Annotated in this window: 19 protein-coding genes; 9 read left to right on the top strand and 10 right to left on the bottom strand. The window is 73.9% G+C overall.

Annotated features, from left to right (window positions below):
- The first annotated feature begins 2 nt into the window (after window positions 1–2).
- Entirely contained in the window at window positions 3–1,154 is a 1,152-nt protein-coding gene (gene dapC, locus ACZ1IK_RS06570) for a succinyldiaminopimelate transaminase (RefSeq protein WP_465098405.1), read from the top strand.
- 148 nt (window positions 1,155–1,302) lie between these two features.
- Entirely contained in the window at window positions 1,303–2,589 is a 1,287-nt protein-coding gene (locus ACZ1IK_RS06565) for a citrate synthase (protein WP_002855158.1), read from the top strand.
- A 96-nt stretch (window positions 2,590–2,685) separates the two neighbouring features.
- Here ACZ1IK_RS06565 and ACZ1IK_RS06560 read toward each other — a convergent pair whose 3' ends face one another.
- Together ACZ1IK_RS06560 and dapD are read right to left on the bottom strand one after the other, a co-directional pair.
- Complete coding sequence (locus ACZ1IK_RS06560) at window positions 2,686–3,693, bottom strand: DUF559 domain-containing protein (protein WP_063190247.1); 1,008 nt, start codon at window positions 3,691–3,693, stop codon at window positions 2,686–2,688.
- Window positions 3,694–3,948: 255 nt separating this feature from the next.
- Entirely contained in the window at window positions 3,949–4,914 is a 966-nt protein-coding gene (dapD, locus tag ACZ1IK_RS06555) for a 2,3,4,5-tetrahydropyridine-2,6-dicarboxylate N-succinyltransferase (RefSeq protein WP_145950525.1), read from the bottom strand.
- 69 nt (window positions 4,915–4,983) lie between these two features.
- On the opposite strand from dapD, the gene dapE reads away from it, so the two are divergent.
- Window positions 4,984–6,120, top strand: coding sequence for a succinyl-diaminopimelate desuccinylase (dapE, locus tag ACZ1IK_RS06550; RefSeq protein ID WP_041105303.1), 1,137 nt, complete (start codon window positions 4,984–4,986; stop codon window positions 6,118–6,120).
- A gap of 61 nt (window positions 6,121–6,181) precedes the next feature.
- Here dapE and ACZ1IK_RS06545 read toward each other — a convergent pair whose 3' ends face one another.
- From ACZ1IK_RS06545 to ACZ1IK_RS06530, 4 genes are all read right to left on the bottom strand, one after another.
- The gene (locus ACZ1IK_RS06545) at window positions 6,182–7,069 is read right to left on the bottom strand and encodes an amino acid ABC transporter permease (RefSeq protein ID WP_041105305.1); all 888 of its coding nucleotides are present in this window, start codon (window positions 7,067–7,069) and stop codon (window positions 6,182–6,184) included.
- Complete coding sequence (locus ACZ1IK_RS06540) at window positions 7,066–7,746, bottom strand: amino acid ABC transporter permease (RefSeq protein ID WP_041105308.1); 681 nt, start codon at window positions 7,744–7,746, stop codon at window positions 7,066–7,068. The genes ACZ1IK_RS06545 and ACZ1IK_RS06540 overlap by 4 nt, the downstream gene beginning before the upstream one ends.
- A 105-nt stretch (window positions 7,747–7,851) precedes the next feature.
- Window positions 7,852–8,745, bottom strand: coding sequence for a glutamate ABC transporter substrate-binding protein (locus ACZ1IK_RS06535; RefSeq protein WP_041105310.1), 894 nt, complete (start codon window positions 8,743–8,745; stop codon window positions 7,852–7,854).
- A gap of 47 nt (window positions 8,746–8,792) precedes the next feature.
- On the bottom strand, window positions 8,793–9,527 hold the full coding sequence (locus ACZ1IK_RS06530; RefSeq protein WP_186313175.1) for an amino acid ABC transporter ATP-binding protein: 735 nt from the start codon (window positions 9,525–9,527) through the stop codon (window positions 8,793–8,795).
- Window positions 9,528–9,705: 178 nt separating this feature from the next.
- Here ACZ1IK_RS06530 and ACZ1IK_RS06525 point away from each other — a divergent pair, with 178 nt between their 5' ends.
- The 3 genes from ACZ1IK_RS06525 to ACZ1IK_RS06515 all read left to right on the top strand — a co-directional run bounded on the left by ACZ1IK_RS06525 (window position 9,706) and on the right by ACZ1IK_RS06515 (window position 11,201).
- The gene (locus ACZ1IK_RS06525) at window positions 9,706–10,509 is read left to right on the top strand and encodes an LOG family protein (RefSeq protein ID WP_041105315.1); all 804 of its coding nucleotides are present in this window, start codon (window positions 9,706–9,708) and stop codon (window positions 10,507–10,509) included.
- Entirely contained in the window at window positions 10,506–10,850 is a 345-nt protein-coding gene (locus tag ACZ1IK_RS06520) for a hypothetical protein (protein WP_041105318.1), read from the top strand. The genes ACZ1IK_RS06525 and ACZ1IK_RS06520 overlap by 4 nt, the downstream gene beginning before the upstream one ends.
- 180 nt (window positions 10,851–11,030) lie before the next feature.
- Window positions 11,031–11,201 carry a DUF3117 domain-containing protein gene (locus ACZ1IK_RS06515; protein WP_002855133.1) on the top strand — a complete coding sequence of 57 codons (171 nt, stop codon included), beginning with the start codon at window positions 11,031–11,033 and terminating at the stop codon, window positions 11,199–11,201.
- Window positions 11,202–11,279: 78 nt separating this feature from the next.
- Here ACZ1IK_RS06515 and ACZ1IK_RS06510 read toward each other — a convergent pair whose 3' ends face one another.
- Window positions 11,280–11,930 (bottom strand): O-methyltransferase, encoded by a 651-nt coding sequence (locus ACZ1IK_RS06510; protein WP_036316483.1) that lies wholly within the window; start codon window positions 11,928–11,930, stop codon window positions 11,280–11,282.
- Window positions 11,931–12,126: 196 nt separating this feature from the next.
- Between ACZ1IK_RS06510 and ACZ1IK_RS06505 the strand changes: the two genes are divergently transcribed.
- Together ACZ1IK_RS06505 and ACZ1IK_RS06500 are read left to right on the top strand one after the other, a co-directional pair.
- Entirely contained in the window at window positions 12,127–12,999 is an 873-nt protein-coding gene (locus ACZ1IK_RS06505; protein WP_036382685.1) for an anti-sigma factor, read from the top strand.
- A gap of 60 nt (window positions 13,000–13,059) precedes the next feature.
- A complete protein-coding gene (locus tag ACZ1IK_RS06500; RefSeq protein WP_041103371.1) occupies window positions 13,060–13,671 on the top strand; it encodes a twin-arginine translocase TatA/TatE family subunit in 612 nt (203 codons plus the stop codon).
- A 48-nt stretch (window positions 13,672–13,719) separates the two neighbouring features.
- Here ACZ1IK_RS06500 and ACZ1IK_RS06495 read toward each other — a convergent pair whose 3' ends face one another.
- Genes ACZ1IK_RS06495 through ACZ1IK_RS06485 form a run of 3 tightly spaced genes read right to left on the bottom strand, consistent with a single transcriptional unit; the run spans window position 13,720 to window position 16,979 of the window.
- Complete coding sequence (locus tag ACZ1IK_RS06495) at window positions 13,720–14,868, bottom strand: Mrp/NBP35 family ATP-binding protein (RefSeq protein WP_041103369.1); 1,149 nt, start codon at window positions 14,866–14,868, stop codon at window positions 13,720–13,722.
- Window positions 14,865–15,671: a DUF1003 domain-containing protein gene (locus ACZ1IK_RS06490; protein ID WP_041103367.1), complete on the bottom strand. Its 807-nt coding sequence runs from the start codon at window positions 15,669–15,671 to the stop codon at window positions 14,865–14,867. The genes ACZ1IK_RS06495 and ACZ1IK_RS06490 overlap by 4 nt, the downstream gene beginning before the upstream one ends.
- A 39-nt stretch (window positions 15,672–15,710) precedes the next feature.
- Window positions 15,711–16,979: a magnesium transporter MgtE N-terminal domain-containing protein gene (locus ACZ1IK_RS06485; protein WP_010080556.1), complete on the bottom strand. Its 1,269-nt coding sequence runs from the start codon at window positions 16,977–16,979 to the stop codon at window positions 15,711–15,713.
- A gap of 92 nt (window positions 16,980–17,071) precedes the next feature.
- Between ACZ1IK_RS06485 and ACZ1IK_RS06480 the strand changes: the two genes are divergently transcribed.
- Window positions 17,072–17,601, top strand: a 530-nt coding sequence (locus ACZ1IK_RS06480) for a YflT domain-containing protein (RefSeq protein WP_465098404.1), incomplete at its 3' end; no start/stop codon positions are given.

Raw genomic sequence — 17,601 nt, 5'->3', positions numbered from 1 at the left:
CCATGCTGACGCTGCCGGACTACCCGTGGGACACGCTCACCCCCTACCGTGAGCGTGCCGCCGCCCACCCGGACGGCGTCGCGGACCTGTCCATCGGAACGCCGGTGGATCCGACGCCGGCGCTGATCCGCCGGGCCCTGACCGAGGCCGCCGACGCGCACGGCTACCCGACGACGCACGGCACGGACGCCCTGCGCCGCGCGGTCGTCGACTGGTACGCCCGGCGCCGCGGGGTGTCCGGGCTGGACCCGGCGGCCGTGGTGCCCACGGTCGGGTCCAAGGAGTTCATCGCGTGGCTGCCCACGCTGCTCGGGCTCGGCGCAGGCGACGTCGTCGTCCACCCCGAGGCCGCCTACCCCACCTATGCGGTGGGCGCGCTGCTGGCCGGGGCGGAGGCCGTGGCCGCGGACGACCTCGACGCGCTGGCGCCCGAGGTGCGTGAGCGGGTGCGCCTCGTGTGGACCAACTCGCCGGCCAACCCCACCGGTGCCGTGCTGGACGCCGCGGCGCTGCGCCGCACGGTCGACGCCGCCCGTGGCGTGGGCGCCGTGGTGTGCGGGGACGAGTGCTACGCCGAGCTCGGCTGGGACGCGTGGGACGGGGCCGTCGTGCCCTGCATCCTGTCCGACGAGGTCTCCGGCGGCGACCTGACGGGCCTGCTGAGCGTCTACTCGCTGTCCAAGCAGTCCAATCTCGCCGGCTACCGCGCCGCGTTCGCCGCGGGGGATCCGGAGCTCGTGGCGACCCTGGTCAACACCCGCAAGCACGCGGGCATGATCGTGCCCGCCCCGGTGCAGCACGCGATGGCCGTGGCCCTGGCCGACGACGCGCACGTCGCGGAGCAGAAGGACCGCTACCGCCGCCGTCGGGACGCGCTGCGCACCGCGCTGGAGGTCTCCGGCCACACGGTGGACCACTCCGAGGCGGGGCTGTACCTGTGGACCCGGCGGGCGGACCTGGACCCGGCCGACGCCACGGCGCAGGACTCGTGGGACCTGCTGGGCGACCTGGCGGGCCTGGGCATCATCGCCGGGCCCGGCGTGTTCTACGGTGCCGGCGGCGACGGCTACGTCCGCGTCGCGATCACCGCCACGGACGAGGCGGTCGCCCGGGCCGCGGCGAGACTCACCGCCCGCGGGCCGCGGACCGGCTGAGCCGGGGCCGAGGGCCGTCGTCGGGGGAAGCGATCGCGCGCCCCGGGCCGGTCCTTGGTAGTTTGGAGCAGAGTCGTCCCCGTGTGGGCGCGCCCACACGGACGCGCGAACCCGGGCCATCGAGAAGAGAAGACGAGGGAGCACACCCGTGACCCATCACGAGTCCGTCCGGCTGACCGTCGGCGAGCAGAGCCTGGACCTGGGCGTCGAGCACGCCACAGAGGGCAACAACGGCATCAACATCGCCCCGCTCCTGAAGGAGACCGGCGACGTCACCTACGACCCGGGCTTCATGAACACGGCGAACGCCAAGTCGGCCGTCACGTTCATCGACGGCGACCAGGGCATCCTGCGCTACCGCGGCTACGCCATCGAGGACCTCGCCGAGCACTCCTCCTTCATGGAGGTGGCCTACCTGCTGATCTACGGCGAGCTGCCCGAGTCCAAGGAGACCCTGGAGGCCTGGGAGACCAACATCCTGCGCCACAACATGGTGCACGAGGACCTCAAGCTGTTCTTCAACGGCTTCCCGCGGGACGCGCACCCCATGCCGGTGCTGTCCTCCTCCGTGTCCGGGCTGTCCACGTTCTACCCGGACTCCCTGGACCCGCACGATCCGGAGCAGGTCCACATCTCCACCGTGCGTCTGCTGGGCAAGCTGCCGGTGCTGGCCTCCTACGCGTTCAAGAAGTCGCTGGGCCAGCCGTTCATGTACCCGCACAACTCGCTGAACTACGTGGAGAACTTCCTCCGCCTGTGCTTCGGCGTGCCGGCCGAGGAATACGACATCGACCCGGACGTGGTCAAGGCACTCGACCTGCTGCTCATGCTGCATGCCGACCACGAGCAGAACGCCTCCACCTCCACGGTGCGCCTGGTCGGCTCCACCCAGGCCAACCTGTTCGCCTCGGTGTCCGCCGGCATCAACGCCCTCTACGGCCCGCTGCACGGCGGCGCCAACGAGGCCGTGCTGAACATGCTCCGGAGGATCAAGTCGGAGGGCATCACGCCCGAGGACTTCATGGAGAAGGTGAAGAACAAGGAGGACGGCGTCCGCCTGATGGGCTTCGGCCACCGCGTGTACAAGAACTACGACCCGCGGGCCAAGATCATCAAGAAGACCGCCGAGGACATCCTGGGCAAGATGGGCGGCAACGACGAGCTGCTCGAGATCGCCCAGCGCCTCGAGGAGAAGGCCCTCGCCGACGACTACTTCGTGGAGCGCAAGCTCTACCCGAACGTCGACTTCTACACCGGCGTGATCTACAAGGCCATGGGCTTCCCGGAGAAGATGTTCACCGTCCTCTTCGCCCTGGGCCGCCTGCCCGGCTGGATCGCCCAGTGGCGCGAGCTCATGGAGGACCCGGCCACCAAGATCGGCCGCCCGCGCCAGATCTACGTGGGCGAGACGTTGCGCCAGTACCCGCAGCGCTGACCCGGGGGCGCCGACCCTGCGTTCGGGGGCGGTTTCGGGTGGTATTCGGACGGAATACCACCCGAAACCGCCCCCAATGCGTTCGCCGGAGCGTGCTCACGTCGAGGCGGAGGGGCTGAGGCGGCGTCGGACCACCGCGACGACGCCACGGAAGTCCTCGCGCCCATCCGCCCAGGTGACGCGGAGCGTCGTCCAGCCGCGCGCCTGGCCGTAGCGGTCCCGGCGGGCGTCGCGCGCCTGCTGCTCCCGCGTGCGGTGCCCCGCACCGTCGTACTGCAGGGCCAGGCGCACGTGGCGGTAGGCCAGGTCGGCCACGGGGGAGAAGGGGTCCCCGGGTTCGAGCGCGGCCTGCAGCTCCGGCTCCGGCAGCCCGCCGGCCACGAGGGCGAGGCGCAGGCGGGTCTCGGGCGGCGAGTCCGCCCCGACGCGAACGGAGTCCAGCGCCTCCCGGGCGGCCGGGCGGCCATGGAAGCGTCCGGACGCGCGCAGCGCGGACCGCAGCGCGGCGATCGTGGTGGCCGGATCCGTCCGGCCCGCGGGCGTCCACGGGTGCCGGACGGCGTGGTCGCCGGCGGCCACGAGGTCCTCGAACGTCCACGGGGGCGTCAGGGAGCACAGGTCCAGCCAGGTGCGATCGACCGTGGTGACGCGCAGGCCGTGCACGTGCGTGACGAACTCGGGCGCCAGCGGCCGCCGGTGGTCCATCAGACCAGCCCGCCGGACGCGTCGTGTCCCCCGGGCCACGGTGAGGTGAACCGGCGGGTCGACGTCGAGCTCGCCGGTCGCCGGGTCGCGCCGCCGCCAGGCACGCGCGGGCATCGGCAGACCGTGCAGGTGGGCCGCGGTCTCGTGGGAGAGGACGGCATCCGGGCGTCGGCGCAGAAGCGCGGCAAGGTGATCGGGGGAGAAGCCGTGCCCGGGCTCGGGCAGGCCCAGGTCGGCCCATCCCGTGCCAGGGTGCGCCCGCTGCCGGTGGAAGCCCTGTCCGACCCGCTCCAGGTCCGACCGGCGGGCGCGGTCGGGCGGCAGCCCCAGTCGGGCCAGGTCCGTGGCCAACAGGACGGCGGGCTGGTCGGGCGGCAGAGGAGTCACGACGCGCGGCATGCACCCATCGGACGACGCCGGCGGGGCGCCCGGGGCGCGCTGGCCGCGGCACGGGGATGACGCGCGGGGCGGGCGCTGCTGTGCAGGAGCCGACGGCCCGCGCCGCGTGCCGCCGTCGTCGCCCCGCCCCCGGACCGCCGTGGAGCTCCGGGGGCGATAGCCGGCGTTATCCCGGCGGGATACCACCGGAAATCGCCCCCCAACGCGGCGGGGAACGGGGAGGGGAGGGAAGAGCCGCGGGCCGGGCGCAACGGGTCAGTTCGCGTGCAGCGCAGCGTTCAGTTCGACGGTCCGGCCGGCGCGGGGGAGGGCCTCGACCCGGCCCGTGGTGGAGTTGCGGCGGAACAGCAGGTTCGGCACGCCGGAGAGGTCCACGGCCTTCACGGTCCGCGCCGCCTCGCCGTCCTGGAGCACGCTCACGCGCGTGCCCGCGGTGACGTACAGACCGGCCTCGACCACGCAGTCGTCGCCGACGGAGATGCCCACGCCGGAGTTCGCGCCGAGCAGCACGTGCTCGCCGATCACGATCCGCTGGGTGCCGCCGCCGGAGAGCGTGCCCATGATGGACGCGCCGCCTCCGACGTCCGACCCGTCGCCCACCACGACGCCGGCCGAGATCCGGCCCTCCACCATCGAGTGCCCCAGGGTGCCCGCGTTGAAGTTCACGAAGCCCTCGTGCATCACGGTCGTCCCCTCGGCAAGGTGGGCGCCCAGGCGCACCCGGTCCGCGTCGCCGATGCGCACCCCGGAGGGCACGACGTAGTCCGTCATGCGCGGGAACTTGTCCACGCCGTACACCTGCACGGCGCCGCGGGCACGCAGCCTCGCCCGCGTCAGCTCGAAGTCGGCGACCGCGCAGGGTCCGTGGTTCGTCCACACCACGTTGGTGAGCAGCCCGAAGACGCCGTCGAGGTTGAGCTCGTTCGGCCGCGTCAGGCGGTGCGAGAGGGCGTGCAGGCGCAGCCACGCGTCCGCGGTGGAGGCCGGGGCGGCGTCCAGGTCGACCTCCAGCTCGACGACGGCCTGCGTGGTCCCGCGGTCCGCGTCGTCCGCGGCGAGGGCGCGCAGGGTGTCGCGCAGCGAGGCGTCCGCAGCGGAGAGCGGGCCGGCCACGGGGGCGGGGAACCACACGTCCAGGACGGCGCCGTCGGCGGCCGTGGTGGCCAGGCCGTGGCCGGAGACGAGACGGGAGGAGGGCTGCTGTGCGGCGGTCTGGGTCATGCGCCTCAGCCTACTGAGTGGCGGTGGCACGCTGCGGGGCGACGGGAGGCGCGTCCGTAGACTGGACACATGAGTCTCACCCCCGTGTCCCTGCCCGACCTCGCCGATCCGGACCTCGACGTCGCGGCGCTCACCGCCACCCTGCTGGACGTGCGCTCCGTCTCGGGGGAGGAGGGGCCGCTGGCCGACGCCGTCGAGCAGGCCCTGCGCGCCCTCGGCGGCCTCGAGGTGCGGAGGTTCGGGGACGCCGTCGTCGCCCGCACCGCTCTGGGGCGGTCGACCCGCGTGATCCTGGCCGGGCACCTGGACACGGTGCCCCTGCCCACCGTGCCGGGCTCGCGCGGGACCGTGCCCTCGGCGTGGGACGGGGACGTGCTGTACGGCCGCGGGGCCGTGGACATGAAGTCCGGCGTCGCCGTGCAGCTGGCCCTGGCCGGCCGCTTCGGCCGCGCGGACGGCCCGACCCCCGTGCACGACGTCACGTGGGTGTTCTACGACCACGAGGAGGTCTCCTCGGACCTCTCGGGCCTCGCCCGCGTGGCCCGCCAGGCCCCCGAGCTGCTGGAGGGCGACTTCGCGGTGCTGCTCGAGCCGACCGACGGCGTCGTGGAGGGCGGCTGCAACGGCACGTGCCGGTACCGCGTCACCTTCTCCGGTGTCGCGGCGCACTCGGGCCGCGCCTGGCGCGGCGACAACGCGATCCACAAGCTGGCCCCCGTGCTCACCGCCCTGGCGGCGTACGAGCCGGCCACGGTCACGGTGGAGGGCCTGGAGTACCGCGAGGGGCTGCACGCGATCCGCGTGGCCGGCGGCGTCGCGGGCAACGTCATCCCGGACGAGGCGTCCGTGGACCTGAACTACCGGTTCGCTCCGGACAAGACCCTCGAGCAGGCCCACGCGCACGTCCGCACGGTGCTGGAGGGGGCCGGCGTGGACTGGGACGCCCAGGTGCGGATCGACGACGCCTCGCCCGCCGCCCGCCCCGGTCTGGACCGGCCGGCCGCCGCCGCGTTCGTCGCCGCCGTCGGGGGAGAGCCCCAGCCCAAGTACGGGTGGACGGACGTGGCCCGGTTCTCCCAGCTGGGCGTGCCCGCGGTCAACTTCGGCCCCGGCGACGCCCTCCTGGCCCACACGGACGACGAGCACGTGCACCGCGAGGCGGTCCACGCGTGCCTCGCGGCGCTCGCGGCCTGGCTGGCCGGCTGACCCGACGACGTCGGCCGGTGCCAGCCGCCCGACCCGCGGGCCCGCCTCGCCCGCCGCCCGGTCAGCCCGCCGTGTCCGTGGGCGCCCCGACGCGCGGGGTCGTGGGGGCGCTGGCGTCGCCGGCCGTCCGCGACGACAGCCGCCTCGAGAGCCGGGTGGCCGCCCAGGTGAGGAGGAAGTTGATCACGATGAAGATCATCGCGGCCACCACGAGGGACTGCAGGATGTTGCCGTTGCCGGAGCCGAGCTGGCGGGCGTACTGCAGGAGTTCGAAGAAGCCGATGAGGTAGCCCAGCGCCGAGTCCTTGAGGATCACCACGAACTGGCTCAGCAGCGACGGCAGCATGGCGATGAGGGCCTGGGGCACCTCCACGAGCCGCAGGGACTGGGTGCTCGTCATGCCCACCGCCGCGGCCGCCTCGCGCTGGCCGCGCGGCAGCGAGCGCACCCCGGAGCGCACCAGCTCCGCGATCACGGACCCGTTGTACAGGGTCAGCGCCGCGATCACCGCGTAGTACGGGCCGTCCTGGGGCTGGATCGCCCCGGAGCGCGCGACCTGTGCGAACAGCTGGTAGAAGAACACCATCATCACGAGCACCGGCACGGCCCGGAAGAACTCCACGACGACGGCGGCCAGCCAGCGCACCGGGCCGACCGGGGCCAGCCGCAGGAAGCCGAACACCAGGCCGAACACCACGGAGGAGACCACGGCGATGCCCGCGGACTGCAGGGTGAACTGCAGGCCCGGCAGGTAATAGTTCCGCCACGCGTTGCCGTCGACGGCGGCCAGCCAGCGGCGGCCGGAGAGCTGGCCGGTGGCGTTCATCTGGATCAGCACGAGCACCGCCACGACCAACACCGCGGCGAGGGAGACGAGGTTGGCGAGGAGGATCCGCCGGCGGGCGATCGGACCCGGGGCGTCGAAGAGGACGGAGGCCTGGGCACTCATCGGGCCACCGCCCACTTCTCCGAGGCCCACGTGGTCAGCAGGCCGATGGGGATGACGATCAGGCAGAAGCCGATCGCGAAGGTCAGGAAGATCGCCACCATCAAGTCCGGGCTGAACTCGATCATGCGCTTCATCAGGCCCGAGGCCTCCGCCACCGACGCCGCGGCGGCGACGGTGGTGTTCTTGGTCAGCGCGATCACGGTGTTGCCCAGCGGGGTGATGGCCCCGCGCAGCGCCTGGGGCAGGATCACGTGGCGGGCCGCGGGCAGGAAGCCCAGGCCGATGGAGCGGGCGGCCTCGGCCTGCCCGAGCGGGACGGTGTTGACGCCGGAGCGGATCGCCTCGCACATGAACGCCGCGTGGTAGAGCGAGAGGGCGATCACGGCGTAGATGAAGAAGTTCAGCGTGAAGTCGGACGAGAAGCTGATCTTCAGCTGTCCCCAGACGGCGAGCACGCCGAGCAGCATGATGATCGTGAGCGGGGTGTTGCGGACCACGTTGACGTAGCCGGCGCCGAGGGCGCGCAGCGAGGGGACGGGCGAGATGCGGAACAGGGCGAGCACCACGCCGAGGACGAACGAGCCGAGGGTCGCGAGGAACGCGAGCCTGATGTTCGTCCAGAACGCGAGCGGGATGTCCGCGCCGTAGTCCGCGAGGAGCGAGGAGATCGATTCCATGTCTTCTCCGAGGGTCGGGACAGGGCTGACGGGCAGGGGAGCCGCCGGGCGGGCCGAGGGTGACGGTTCAGGTCACGCCCTCGGCCCACCCGGCGCAGGAGGCCGTCAGGCGCAGGGCTCGAACTCAGCGTCCTCGCCGGAGTTCAGCGTCTCGTCGTAGGTGTAGCCCGTGCCCTCGGTGTTGGACTCGAGGGCCTTCTTCCACTCGCCGGAGTCCTTCATCTCCTTGATCGCCTCGTTGATGTCCTCGCAGCGCTCCGAGTCCTTCGGCAGGCCGACGCCGTAGCGCTCCGTGGTGAAGGTGTTGCCGACGACCTTGAACTTGCCCTTGTTGGCGTCGGCGGCGGCCAGGCCCGCGAGGATGATGTCGTCCGTGGTCACGGCGTCCACCTGGCCGGACTCGAGGTAGGTCACGCATTCGGCGTAGCCGCCCTGCTCCACCAGGTTCACGCCGGAGGCGAACTGGTCCTTGATCTTCTGGGCCGAGGTGGAGCCGGTGACGGAGCAGAGGTTCTTCCCGTCGAGGGACTCGGGGCCGGTGATCGCGGTGTCGTCCGCGCGGACCAGCAGGTCCTGGCCGGCCACGAAGTACGGGCCCGCGAAGGCGACGCGCTCCTTGCGGGCGTCCGTGATGGAGTACGTCGCGAAGATCATGTCGACCTCGCCGTTCTCCAGGGCGTTCTCCCGGTTCGCAGACGGGGTCTGGACCCACTCGATGTCCTGCTCGGCCACGCCGAGCTTGTCCGCCACGTAGCGGGCCACGTCCGTGTCGAAGCCGGTGGGCTGGGCCGAGCCCTCGCGGTAGCCCAGGCCCGGCTGGTCGAACTTGATGCCGATGCGCAGGCTCTCGCCGGAGCCGGACGACGTCGACTCGCCGGCCGAGGACGAGCCGGCGGCGTCGCCACCGCCGCCCTGCGAGGACGACGGCGCGCAGGCGGTGAGGGACAGCGCGGCCGCGGCGGTGACGGCGGACAGGGTCAGGAGCTTCGTGCGGAGCATGGTGCTCTCCTCTGGTTCGGTGCGGTGGGGTGCGACGGGGGACGGGGTCAGTGCGCGAGGATCTTGCCCAGGAAGTCCTGGGCGCGCTCGTGTCGGGGGTTCGTGAAGAAGGTGTCGGGGTCGGTGTCCTCGAGGATGGCGCCGTCGGCCATGAAGACCACGCGGTCCCCGGCCTTGCGGGCGAAGCCCATCTCATGGGTGACCACGACCATGGTCATGCCGCCCTCGGCGAGCTGGACCATGACGTCGAGGACCTCCTGCACCATCTCGGGGTCGAGGGCGGAGGTCGGCTCGTCGAAGAGCAGGGCCTTCGGCTCCATCGCCAGGGCACGGGCGATGGCCACGCGCTGCTGCTGCCCGCCGGAGAGCTGGGCCGGCATCTTCCTCGCCTGCTGGGCCACGCCCACGCGCTCGAGCAGCTCCATGGCGTGCCGCTCGGCGTCCGCCCGGCGCTTGCCCTTCACCTTGATGGGCCCGAGGGTCACGTTCTCCAGGATCGACTTGTGCGCGAAGAGGTTGAAGGACTGGAAGACCATGCCGATCTCGGCGCGCAGCTGGGCGAGCTGTCTGCCCTCGGTGGGGAGCGGCCGCCCGTCGACCAGGATGCGGCCGCCGTCGTCGTCGATGGTCTCGAGCCGGTTGATCGTGCGGCACAGCGTCGACTTGCCGGAGCCGGACGGGCCGAGGACGATCGCCACCTGGCCGCGCGGGATCCGCAGGTCGATCTGGCGGAGGGCGTGGAAGTCGCCGAAGTGCTTGTTGACGCCCTCGAGGACGATCAGGTCATCGCCCGCGGCACCGCGACGGCGCCGCACACCGGCCTCGTCGGGGAGGTGGGCGCCGTGGGGCTGCTCAGGCGTGATCTGCGTCATGCCAGTGGAATATAGCGCACGCCACACCCGGCGCGGTGCGCCGTGCGACGCCGGCCCCGGCGGCCCGCCGGCTCGTTAGGCTGGCGCCATGGCCCCACATGAGCACCCCTCGGGCGGCGACGTCGCCGCCAAGCCCCAGCGCGTCCGCCGCGGCGGGCAGGTCCTGCGCGGGGAGGCGGCGCGCACCCCCACGTTCGACCAGCTCCTCCTCGACGGCCGGCGGCCCGGCGACGCGACCCAGCCCGCCGCCGACATCGCCTCGACGACGTCCGAGGCCTGGCGTGTCCTGCGCATCCAGGCCGAGTTCGTCGAGGGCTTCGGCACCCTCGCGGGGCTGGGTCCCGCGGTCTCCGTGTTCGGCTCGGCGCGCACGCCCGAGGGCAGCGCCGAGTACGCCCTGGCCCACGAGGTCGGGACCCGCCTGGCCCGGGCCGGGTACACGGTCATCACCGGTGGGGGGCCCGGCACCATGGCGGCCGCCAACCGTGGCGCCCACGAGGCCGGTGGAGAGTCCGTGGGCCTGGGCATCGAGCTGCCGTTCGAGACCGGTCTGAACCCCTGGGTGCACGTGGGGGTGGACTTCCGCTACTTCTTCGTCCGCAAGGTCATGTTCCTCAAGTACGCGCAGGGGTTCATCGTGCTGCCCGGCGGCCTCGGCACCCTGGACGAGCTCTTCGAGGCCCTCACCCTCGTGCAGACCGGCACCGTCACCCGCTTCCCCGTGGTCCTCGTGGACCGCGGCTTCTGGGGCCCGCTCGTGGACTGGATCCGCGGCACGCTCGTGGAACGCGGCATGATCTCGCCCGAGGACCCGGACCTCGTCCAGCTCGTGGACACGGCCGAGGAGGCCGTCGCGTGCGTGCTCCGCTCGGCGGGGAGGGCCGACGCGTGAGCGGGCCGCAGGGGATCGTTCTCGTGGCCGTGCTCGTCGTCGTGCTGGGCGCCCTGGCCGCCTCCCTCGCGGGCCGGCTCACGCTCCGGGCCGACGACCCGGCCGGACGGACGCCCGGGCACCCCGTCCTGCTGCCGGAGCGGCCGCGCGCGGCGGATGTCGACCTGCTGCGGCTGGCCGTCGCGGTGCCCGGCTACCAGCGGGACCAGGTGGACGCCGTCCTGCTGCGGCTGCGGGACGCCCTCGCGCAGCGCGAGGACGAGGCGGCCGCACTGCGGGCCCGGCTGGCCGAGCTCGAGGCCGCCGACCCGTCCCGGAGCGATCCGGCGGCGCGCGCCTGAGTCGCGGGCCGGGCTCGGTGCAGGCCATCGTTTGGCGCGAGCACGCGGAATCCGCGATAATGGTGATGTGACCGGCCTCGCGCACGCCCGCGTGCGGGGGCGCCGGAGGCGTCCGGACAGTGCCCGCTCCCGCGGTCACCGGACGCCGTGACGGGAACATCATCCAGAAGGGAAGTCGCAATGGCCGCCATGAAGCCCCGCACCGGGGACGGTCCCATGGAAGTGACCAAGGAGGGGCGCAGCCTGATCATGCGCGTGCCGATCGACGGCGGCGGCCGTCTCGTGCTGGAGATCAACGCGGACGAGGCCCGCGAGCTCAAGGAGTGCCTCGAGGGCGTCATCCAGGCCTGAGCCCGGACCCCTTCGACGCGGACGCCCCGCGCACCGTCACGGTGCGCGGGGCGTCCGCGTCCCCGGCGACGCCGCGGATCAGCGGCGCACCGCGATCAGCACGCCCGTGCCGGAGGGGACGACGGCGGACAGCCAGTGCTCGTCCTCCCGGATGAGGCGGTCCACCGCCCGGGCGGACACGGTGGACTCGTCGCGCACGGCGGGCCGGGGAACGCGGTCCCCGTCGAGGGCGTCCACCACGACGAGCACGCCGCCGGGGGCGAGCATGCGCGCGGCCTGCTCGACGTCGAACTGACGCGCGGCCGGGTCCCCGTCCACCAGGACCATCTCATAGGCGCCGCTCGTGAGCCGGGGGAGGACGAGCCGGGAGCGCCCCGTGATCATGCGGGTGCGGCTCGTGGGCAGGCGGGCCTCCGAGAACGCCTCGCGGGCCGCACGCTGGGCCTCCGCGTCCGGGTCCACGGTGGTGAGGACCGTGCGCTCGGGCAGACCGCGCATCAGGGCGAGCCCCGAGACGCCGGCGCCCGTGCCCACCTCCACGACCGCCGCGGGGGCCCGTGTGGCCGCCAGCACCGTCAACAGGGCCGCCGTCCCCTCGCTCACCGGCGGCACGTCCAGCTCGGCGGCGCGCTCGCGGGCGCGCAGGACGACGTCGTCCTCGGTGGCCCGGCTCTCCGACCAGGCCCAGGACGCGTGCTTGTCGGTGGGCTGGGGCTGCAGGGCGCTCATGGGTGACTCCGGGACGACGACGGCGGGACCTCGCCCGCGGCACGGGCGACGCGGGCCAGTGTACGGGTCGGCACGCGGCCGCGACCCAGAGTTCTCCCAGGAGGCGGGCCGATGATGGGAGATGGCACGAACCGGCTCCCGCCGTGCGGGAGGCCGTTCGCCGGACCGAGGACGCGAGGACCGAGGAGGTGGCCGCATGGGACGTCGACACACCCAGCGCCACATGGACGCCTACCTCGAGGGCTCCCTCCCCGCCGCGTCCCGGGCGCGCATCGCCCGCCACCTGGACCGCTGCCCCGAGTGCCGCGCCACCGTCCAGGCCCGGGCCCGCGTGCTCGACGCCGCCCGCACGGTGCACCAGCGTCCGGCCGGCGCCGTCGTCGCCCCGGTGCTGCGCGCCCGCGGGGTCTCCGGCCGCCTCGTGGTGGGGCTGCTGACCTTCGTCGTCCTGCTCGGCGGGCTGTTCACCGCGGTCTGGGTGGCCGGCGCGCCCCGCACCGCGGCCCTGCGCACGGCCCCGACCCCGACGGACACCGTCGCCCTGCCGGCGGCCGGGACCGCGTCGACGGACCGGCGCGGCACCGTCGCGGAGCTGCGGGGTCAGGGCTGGACGGTGCCCTCCCTCGTGGGGGCCGGCCTGGAGCCGCTCACCGTCGACACCGCCCAGACGGCCGAGGACGTGGAGGTCGTCGTCGGCTGGGGCCGGGACGAGCCGACCGTGACCGTCCGTGAGTGCCGACCCCGGATCGTGGGAGCCGCCCCGGAGGGCTGTGCCTCGACCGCGCCCCTGAGCACGGGGGCACAGGAGCGTCGGCTGGCCGGCGGCGGCGTCTACCGGATCGTCCCGGCGGGGGAGCAGGACGGCTGGACGGCCGAGCTGACCACGCCCCAGGCCGCCTACCGCGTGGAGGCCAGCCTGCCGGACGAGCGCGCCGACGCGGTCCTCACCCACCTGCTGGTCTCCGAGCGGGCACGGGTGCTCGAGCTGGGCGGCGGCGACGCCGTCGAGGAACGCCTCGAGCGAGGCCTCGAACGCATCGCGGACGCCGTGCCGCGCCCCCGCGGCTGAGCCGCCCCGCCCCCGCGGCTCCGGGCTGGGCGGCGGTGCCCCTCTAGTAGAGTTCGGAGGGTGTTTGGTATCAACGGCAGCGAGTTCATCATCTTGGCGGTGCTCGCGATCGTCATCCTCGGGCCGGAGAAGCTCCCCGAGTACACGCGCGCCTTCACCGACTGGCTGCGCGTCATGCGCGACAAGGCCGAGGGTGCCAAGGCGCAGTTCAAGGAGGAGACCGGCACGGACTTCGACGAGGTGGACTGGCGCAAGTACGACCCCCGCCAGTACGACCCGCGTCGCATCATCCGCGACGCGCTCCGCGAGCCCGCCGGCGGCTCGTCCACGCCCGCGTCCCGGGCGGCGCAGGCGACGGGCATCAGCGCCGAGGACGTGCACGGCGGCCTCACCCGCCAGGACCTGGCGGACATGGATCCGCGCACGCTCTTCCGCCGCCCCGCCGGGGCCGGCAGCACCGCCTCCGCGGAGTCCGGCACCGCCGCCGCACAGACCCGGTCGACCACGCCCGGCGCGGGGGCGGCCGCCGTGGGCGGCGCCGCCGCAGCCCTGATGGCCTCCGGCCGGGCCGATGCCCTCGTCGAGGAGCGTCCTGCCGCCGTCGAGACCGAACCGGACCCGCTCGAGCTGCTCGGGCTGGCGCCCGCCCCCTTCGACGTCGACGCGACCTGACGCCGCCGCGCGCGTCGGGTGCCCCGGCCGGGGCGCCGGCACCCGAGGTCAGCGAGGGGTGAACGGCAGAGGCCGCCCGGCCAGCCCGCGCGGCCGCACGGCCACCCGCTGCGCGATCTGCGTCAGCGCCCGGCCCGCGGGGCTCTCCGGCGCGGACACCACCACGGGTTCGCCGGCGTCGCCGCCCGCGCGCAGCGCCGGGTCCAGGGGGACGGTGCCCAGCAGCGGCACCTGAGTGCCCAGCACCCCGGACAGCCGCTCCGCCACCTCGGCGCCGCCGCCGGTTCCGAACACATCCAGGACGGTGCCGTCCGGCAGGGTCATCGGCCCCATGTTCTCCACGACGCCGGCCACGGTCTGGCCCGTCTGCTCCGCCAGCTGACCGGCGCGCGCGGCCACCTGCGCGGCGGCGTGCTGCGGCGTGGTCACCACGAGCAGCTCCGAGGCGGGCAGCAGCTGCGCCGTCGAGATCGCGATGTCACCGGTGCCCGGGGGCAGGTCCACGAGCAGGACGTCCAGGTCGCCCCAGTGCACGTCCGTGACGAACTGTTCGAGCGCGCGATGCAGCATCGGCCCGCGCCAGGCCACCGGCCGGTCCGCGTCGAGGAACATGCCGATCGAGATGACCTTCACGTCCCGCACCACGGGGGGCAGGATCATCCGGTCCAGCTTCGTCGGGGTGGCGCTCACGCCCAGGAGCCCGGGGATGGAGTAGCCGTGCACGTCCGCGTCGATCAGGCCGACGGCGAGCCCGCGCGCGGCGAGCGCGACCGCGAGGTTGGCCGTGACCGAGGACTTGCCCACGCCGCCCTTGCCCGAGGCCACCGCGAGGACGCGCGTGAGCGTGTCCTTCCCGAACGGGTTCGTCGGCCGAGTCGCGCGCAGGGCGTCCTGCAGCGCCAGGCGGCGCTCGGGCTCCATGACCCCGACGCGGACGTCCACGGACCCGCAGCCGGGCACGTCGGCGACGGCGGCGGCCACGTCCGTCTGGATCGTCCCGCGCAGGGGGCACGCGGCGATCGTGAGCAGCACCGCGACCTCGACGACGCCCGGGGCGGTCTCCACGACCGACTCCACCATGCCGAGGTCGGTGATCGGGCGGCGGATCTCGGGGTCCTGGACCGTGGCGAGCCGTTCCAGCACCCGGCGCTCGAGGTCGGTGCGGACCTCGGGCACGGGCAGGCCCAGGGCGCTCATCGGCCGCCCCCGTCCACCGGGCCCGCACCGTCGGCGGGACCGGCCGCCGGGCCGGACCCCCCGGCCTCGCGGGCCTCGCGGGCCTCCTGGGCCTCCCGGGCCTCCTGCGCCGCGAGGGTGGCGAGCGTGGTGGTCGTGGGCTCGGCGCCGGCGTCGCCGCGCCGCGCATCCCGGCCGCGGCCCTTGGTCTTCTTGTTCTTGCGGGGCTGGGCCTCGGCGCCCGGGAGGCCGGCGCGCAGCTCCTCCCGGATCTCCTCCCGGATCTCCTCCCGCAGCTCGGCGCGCAGCGCCTCGCGGAGGTCGTCCCTGAGGTCGTCCTGGACGCCGCGCAGCTCGCCGCGCACGAAGTCGCGCGTGGCGACCTCCTGGACGGCCAGCCGCAGACCGGCGATCTCGCGGGTGAGGAACTCGGTGTCGGCGAGGTTGCGCTCGGCGCGGTCACGGTCCTCGCGCAGCGCGACCTTGTCCCGGTCGTCCTGGCGGTTCTGCGCCAGCAGGAGCAGGGGTGCGGCGTAGGACGCCTGGAGGGAGAGCATGAGCGTGAGCGCGGTGAAGCCGAGCTCGGCGGAGTCGAACCGCCACGCCATCGGGCCGAACGTGTTCCAGCCCAGCCAGGCGGCGCAGAACAGCGTCATCCAGACGAGGAACTGCGGGGTGCCCATGAAGCGGGCGATGCCCTCGGTGGCCTCGCCGAAGGCGTCCGGGTTCGGGGCCAGCCGGGGCACGCGGCGCCCGCTGGCGCTCAGCGGGGTGTCCAGGCCGGTGCCGCGGCCCGGGCGCAGGTATCGCGCGGTCTGGGTCATGCTCACACCTCCGGTGTCGTGCGGCGGCGGGCCGCGGGGTCAGGTTGCGGGGCGGGTCTCGGCGTCGTCGAGGTCCATGGCCCGCCAGTCGTCGGGCAGGATGTGGTCGAGCAGGTCGTCCACGCTCACGGCCCCGACGACGCGGTCCTGCTCGTTCACCACGGGGATGCACGTGAGGTTGTAGGTCGCGAGCTCGCGGGTCACGTGGGCGATGGGGGCGAGGTCCGAGACGGCCTCGAGATCCTTGTCCATGATGTTGCCGATCGCCTCCGGCGGCGGGTACCGCAGCAGGCGCTGGAAGTGGACGACGCCGAGGAACCGGCCCGTCGGCGTCTCCAACGGCGGCCGGGCCACGATCACGAGCGAGGCCAACGCGGGGGAGATCTCCTGCTGTCGGATGGTCGCCATGGCCTCGGCCACGGTGGCCTCCGGGGGGAGGATGACCGGCACGGGGGTCATGAGCGAGCCCGCCGTGCCCTCCTCGTACTCGAGCAGGCGCCGGACGTCCTCGGCGTCCTCCGGCTCCATGCGTTCGAGCAGCAGCTCCTGCTGGGAGTCGGGCAGCTCGTGGAGCAGGTCCGCCGCGTCGTCCGGGTCCATCTCCTCCAGGACGTCGGCGGCGCGGTCGATGTCCAGCTGGGAGAGGATCTGCACCTGGTCGTCGTCGGGCAGCTCCTGGAGCACGTCCGCGAGGCGTTCGTTCTGCAGCTCCCTGGCGACCTCGACGCGGCGCTTCTCCGACATGTCGTGGAGCATGTCCGCCAGGTCGGCGGGCTTGAGGTCCTCGTGCGCGGCGAGGAAGCTCGTGGCCCCCTGCGGGTCGGCCTGCGCCGTCCAGCGGGCCTCGTCCCAGTTCAGCAGGAGGTGCTCGCCCCGCTGGGCGCGGCCGAAGGGGCCGCGGCCGACGATGCGGCGCACGTACAGGTCCGAGACCAGCCAGTCGCCGTTGCGCTGCTGCTCCAGCCCGATGTCCTCCAGGAAGGCCTCGCCCGACCCGTCGGAGAGGCGCACCTTCCGGTCGAAGAGGTCGGCGGCCACCATCTGCTCGGCGCCACGGCGGGAGAACCGGCGCAGGTTGATCAGCCCGGTCGTGATGATCCGGCCCGAGTCCATGGACGTCACCCGCGTCATCGGGACGAAGACGCGCTTCTTGCCGGGGACCTCGATCACGAGGCCGGTGGCGAACGGGGCCGCGGCGGGGCCGCGGTCCAGCACGACGACGTCGCGCAGCCGGCCCAGGCGGTCGCCGAGGGGGTCGAAGACGTCCAGGCCCAGCAGGCGGGCCACGAAGATCTTGGGGGAGCTCACCGACCCAGCCTACGGCGTACCGGGCCGCGGCTCCGTGTCCGCGGACGGCGGACCCCCGCCCGCCCGGGTACCGGGCCGGGCACAATGGGTCCATGTCGATCATGATGCCCAACCCTCAGCCCGGAGCCGAGCAGGGCCTGCCCCGCGGCGAGCTGCTGGCCACCTACGCCACCTACGCGCAGGCGCGCGATCAGGTGGACCGCCTCGCCGCCACGGACTTCCCCGTGAGCGCCGTGTCGATCGTGGGCAAGGACCTGCGGGTCGTGGAGCGGGTGCGCGGCCGGCTGAACTACGCCCAGGTGGCGTTGTCCGCGGGTGTGCGCGGCGTGTTCTTCGGCGGACTGATCGGCGTGTTCCTCTACCTGCTGGCCCCCGAGGCCGGCCCGGGGCAGATCCTCACCTCCATGCTGCTGGGCCTGGCGGTGTGGCTGATCTTCGGCGTGATCGGCTTCGCGATGCGTCGGGGGCAGCACGGCTTCGCGTCCTCGCAGGCCGTCGTGCCCACGGCCTTCGACCTCGTGGTCGCGTTCGACCACGCCGCCCGCGCCCGCCAGGAGCTGGGCCTGGGCGGTGCCGCGGCCCCGACGCCGCCCGCGGCGTCGCAACCGGCGCCCGCCCCCGC

Source organism: Micrococcus sp. CS26 (assembly GCF_055522295.1).
This window is presented reverse-complemented; position numbering and strand designations above follow the sequence as displayed.